General features: G+C 71.8%; 5 protein-coding genes. 2 read left to right on the forward strand and 3 right to left on the reverse strand.

What is annotated here, in order from left to right; genetic code table 11:
* Positions 1-25: 25 nt before the first annotated feature.
* Positions 26-421, reverse strand: a complete 396-nt coding sequence (locus ACQKIP_RS41650) for an Lrp/AsnC family transcriptional regulator (protein WP_427745391.1) — start codon at positions 419-421, stop codon at positions 26-28.
* A gap of 94 nt (positions 422-515) precedes the next feature.
* Here ACQKIP_RS41650 and ACQKIP_RS41655 point away from each other — a divergent pair, with 94 nt between their 5' ends.
* Positions 516-1,064, forward strand: coding sequence for a rhodanese-like domain-containing protein (locus tag ACQKIP_RS41655; protein WP_365862276.1), 549 nt, complete (start codon positions 516-518; stop codon positions 1,062-1,064).
* A gap of 89 nt (positions 1,065-1,153) precedes the next feature.
* On the opposite strand, the gene ACQKIP_RS41660 is transcribed toward ACQKIP_RS41655, so the two are convergent.
* Positions 1,154-2,878 (reverse strand): DUF885 domain-containing protein, encoded by a 1,725-nt coding sequence (locus ACQKIP_RS41660; RefSeq protein WP_365862278.1) that lies wholly within the window; start codon positions 2,876-2,878, stop codon positions 1,154-1,156.
* Between the two features lie 32 nt (positions 2,879-2,910).
* Positions 2,911-3,426, reverse strand: coding sequence for an Lrp/AsnC family transcriptional regulator (locus tag ACQKIP_RS41665; protein WP_365862280.1), 516 nt, complete (start codon positions 3,424-3,426; stop codon positions 2,911-2,913).
* 60 nt (positions 3,427-3,486) lie between these two features.
* On the opposite strand from ACQKIP_RS41665, the gene ACQKIP_RS41670 reads away from it, so the two are divergent.
* On the forward strand, positions 3,487-4,080 hold a 594-nt coding region (locus ACQKIP_RS41670), incomplete at its 3' end, for a PLP-dependent transferase (protein WP_427745393.1).

Genomic DNA, 4,080 nt, shown 5'->3' on the forward strand with positions numbered 1-4,080 from the left:
GGGGAGAGGAGTACACCATGCTCGTCTACACCGACCCCAGAGCGCAGATCTTCCCCCCGACCTCCACCAGGAGACACATCGAGCTTTCCGCGACCTTGATCACGAAGCAGTCGTCACCGGTGACGTGATGCGCTTCGAGTATTTCGGGCGTCGCCTCCACCAAGTCATGGAACGGCTTGTAATTGCCGTTCGGGTAGCGAAGCCGCACGAACGCGAGGATGGGCAGGCCGAGGCGCTCCGGGTCGACCACGGCCGCGTACCCCTGGATCACGCCCGCCTCCTCGAGGCGGCGGACCCGTTCGGTGACGGCGCTCGGGGACATGGAGACGGCGCGTGCCAGTTCGGCGTAGCTGGCGCGGCCCTCGCGCTGGAGGACATCGAGGATGCGCCAGTCGGTGGCGTCCGTGGAATAACCGGTCATGCCTGAGAGGTAACAGGGGAATCCCCGGCCGATCAAGGGGCAGGCCGGTGATCGGCTCTTCTGGGGCGGTGGCTTCGCCCGTAGATTTCTGGTCATGAGCACAGCGACGAACACAGAGCAGCCGACCGCCGCGAGCACACAGGCGGCCACTGCCGGCACGGCGACGACCACCGCCGACGCCCCTAATTCCGTCCTGCGGGTCGCCCCCGCATCCCCGGCCGCAGCCGCCGCGTACTTCGGCGCCAGCCTCGCCTTCCACGCCGACGTGTCCGACGTCGCGTCCGCGCTCGCCGCGGGCGGCGACCCCGGCTTCGTCGTGCTCGACTCCCGCTCGACCGAGAGCTGGGACCAGGGGCACGTCCCCGGCGCGATCCACCTGCCCACCGCGCTCATCCCCGGGCAGGCCGAGCAACTCCTCGACAAGGCCGTCCCCGTCGTCACCTACTGCTGGGGCCCCGGCTGCAACGGCGCGACCCGCGCCGCCCTGGCCCTCGCCCAACTGGGCTTCCAGGTCAAGGAGATGCTGGGCGGCTTCGAGTACTGGGCCCGCGAGGGCTTCGCGTTCGAGACCTGGGAGGGCGGCGAGCGCCGCACCCCCGACCCGCTGACCGCGCCGCTGGACGCGGAGGACTGCGGCTGCTGAGGCGGGACGGGGCGGGACCGCCGTTCATACGGGCCCGGACCCGCCCCCTCCGCGTTCAGAGAGCCGTCAGAGCGTCCTCAGAGCGCCCTTCAGAGCGCCGACAACTCGTCCACCAGATCGTCGAGGCCCAGCGACCCCTGCGACAGCGCGGCCATGTGCCACGCCTTCGCGTCGAACGCGTCACCATGGCGCCGCCGCGCGTTCTCGCGGCCAAGGAGCCAGGCCCGCTCGCCCAGCTTGTAGCCGATGGCCTGGCCCGGGATCGAGAGGTAGCGGGTCATCTCGCTCGCCACGTACTCCGTGGGCCGGCTGCAGTGCGCGTCGTAGAACTCCTGCGCCAGGTCAGGGGTCCAGCGCTCGCCCGGCCTGAAGGGCGAGTCCGCGGGGATCTCCAGCTCCAGGTGCATGCCGATGTCGACGATGACGCGCAGCGCCCGCATCATCTGCGCGTCGAGGTAGCCCAGCCGGCGCTCGGCGTCCGTGAGGTAGCCGAGCTCGTCCATGAGCCGCTCCGCGTACAGCGCCCAGCCCTCCGCGTTGGCGCTGACGATGCCGATGGTCGCCTGGTAGCGGGAGAGGTTCTCCGCGACGTGCGCCCACTGCGCCAGCTGGAGGTGATGGCCGGGCACACCCTCGTGGTACCAGGTCGAGACCAGGTCGTACACGGGGAAGCGGGTGTCGCCCATGGTCGGCAGCCAGGTCCGGCCGGGGCGCGAGAAGTCCTCCGAGGGGCCCGTGTAGTACGGGGCCGCGGCGCCGCCCGGCGGGGCGATGCGGGACTCCACCTTCCGTACCCGCTCGGCGAGTTCGAAGTGGGTGCCGTCCAGTGCCGCGATCGCCTCGTCCATCAGCTCCTGGAGCCAGACCCGCACCTCCTCCACGCCTTCGATGTGCGTGCCGTGCTCGTCGAGGTGGGCGAGCGCCACCCAGGGCGTGGCCGCGCCGGGCAGGATCTTCTCGGCCTCGGTGCGCATCTCGCCGAGCAGCCGGTGGAATTCGGACCAGCCGTACGCGTACGCCTCGTCGAGGTCCAGATCGGCGCCGTTGAAGTAGCGGGACCAGCGGGCGTAGCGCTCGCGGCCCACCGTGTCGGGAGCGCCCTCGATCGCGGGCGCGTACACGTCCCGCATCCAGTCGCGCAGCGCCACGACCGACGCGGTGGCGGCGCGCGCGGCGGCGTCCAGGTCGGAGCGCAGGGAGTCGGGGCCCTCCGAGGCGAACTCCTCGAACCAGCCGCGGCCCTCGCTGCCGCCGGGCCCGGCCCACTCGCCGAGCTGCTCGATGAAGGTGGCCGTCGGGCGGGGCGGCGCGAAAAGCTTGCGCTCCAGGCCGAGTTCGAGCGAGGCGCGATATCCCTCGTACGCGGCCGGCACGGCCCGCAGCCGCTCGGCGATCGCCGCCCAGTCCTCGTCCGTCTCCATCGGCGTCACGGTGAAGATCTCGCGCACCGCGTGCGGAATCGTGTGCAGATTGCCGACCGCGCGCAGCCCTTCGTCGGCCTCGTGCACGGCGAGTTCGGCGGTCAGCCGCTCCCGCAGGAGCCGCGCGCACCGGCGCTCGGCGTCGCTGTCGGCGCCGGGCCTGCGCTCCGCTTCGTCGAGCCGGGCGAGCGTCGTGCGGGCAAGTTCCGCGACGGCGTCCTGGCCCGCCGGAGAGGTGTCGGGAAGCTTGCTGTGGCTCGCCCTGACGCCGAGATACGTGCCGTTGATGGGGTCGAGGGCGATGAGTTCGTCGACATAGGTGTCGGCGACCCGGCGAGGCAGCGGCCCGGCGCTCTCGCTCGTGTTCGGACTGGGGATCTTCGTGTCTGACATGCGGACATACTCGTATGCGCTGCGCCCCCGCGTCAGCAGGATTGGCCGGAGCTCTCCCCTTGGTCATCGGCTCCGGGGCCCGGCGGCAGGAGCGGCCCGCACTCCCACTGCTGGAAGATCAACCGGGTCTCCACGCGTGCCACTTCGCGCCGTGCGGTGAACTCGTCGAGGACGAGCCGCTGGAGGTCCGCCGTGTCGGCCACCGCCACGTGCACCAGATAGTCGTCGGGCCCGGCGAGATGAAACACCGACCGGGATTCCGGCAGCGCCCTGATCCGCTCCACGAACGGACCGACGAGCTCCCGCCGGTGCGGCCGCACCTGCACGGAGAGCAGCGCTTCGAGGCCGCGCCCCAGCTTCGCCGGATCGAGCCGCAGCTGATGTCCCAGGATCACGCCGGAGCGGCGCAGCCGGGAGATCCGGTCCAGGCAGGTCGACGGTGCGACGCCGACCTGCGCCGCGAGATCGCGGTAGGTGATCCGGGCATCGTTCTGCAACAGCCGCAGTATTCGGAGATCCACCGGGTCCAGTACGACAGATTCAGCCACGCGCCGAACGTAGCACGGGGTTCAACCACCTGGCCCCGGCCTTTGTTCAGGCTGACCGGCATGGACACGAACACGGAATCCCGCGCCGCATCCGCCCACCCGGCTCCCCCCACGGCAGTCTCGCGCGCCCTGGCCACCGAGGCGGTGCACGCCGGACGCGACGACCTCGCAGGGCTCGGCCTGCACGCCGCGCCGATCGACCTGTCCACCACGTACCCCTCCCACGACACCCGCGGCGAGGCGGCGCGCATCGACGCCTTCGCCGCGGACGGCGCCCTGGACGACGGGCCGCCCGTCTACGCCCGCCTCGCGAACCCGACCGTCGCCCGCTTCGAGACCGCCCTGGCCCGGCTCGAAGGCACCGAGAGCGCGGTCGCGTTCGCGAGCGGCATGGCGGCCCTGACGGCGGTCCTTCTCGTACGGGGAGCGGCCGGTCTGCGTCATGTCGTCGCGGTACGCCCGCTGTACGGATGCAGCGACCATCTGCTGACCGCGGGGCTGCTCGGCTCCGAGGTGACCTGGGTGGACCCCGCGGGGATCGCCGAGGCCATCCGCCCCGACACCGGCCTGGTCCTCGTCGAGTCGCCCGCCAACCCCACTCTCGCCGAACTCGATCTGCGCGCGGTGGCCCACGCCTGCGGCACGGTGCCGCTC

It is taken from the genome of Streptomyces sp. NPDC059900 (genome assembly GCF_050270335.1).
Lineage (GTDB): Bacteria > Actinomycetota > Actinomycetes > Streptomycetales > Streptomycetaceae > Streptomyces.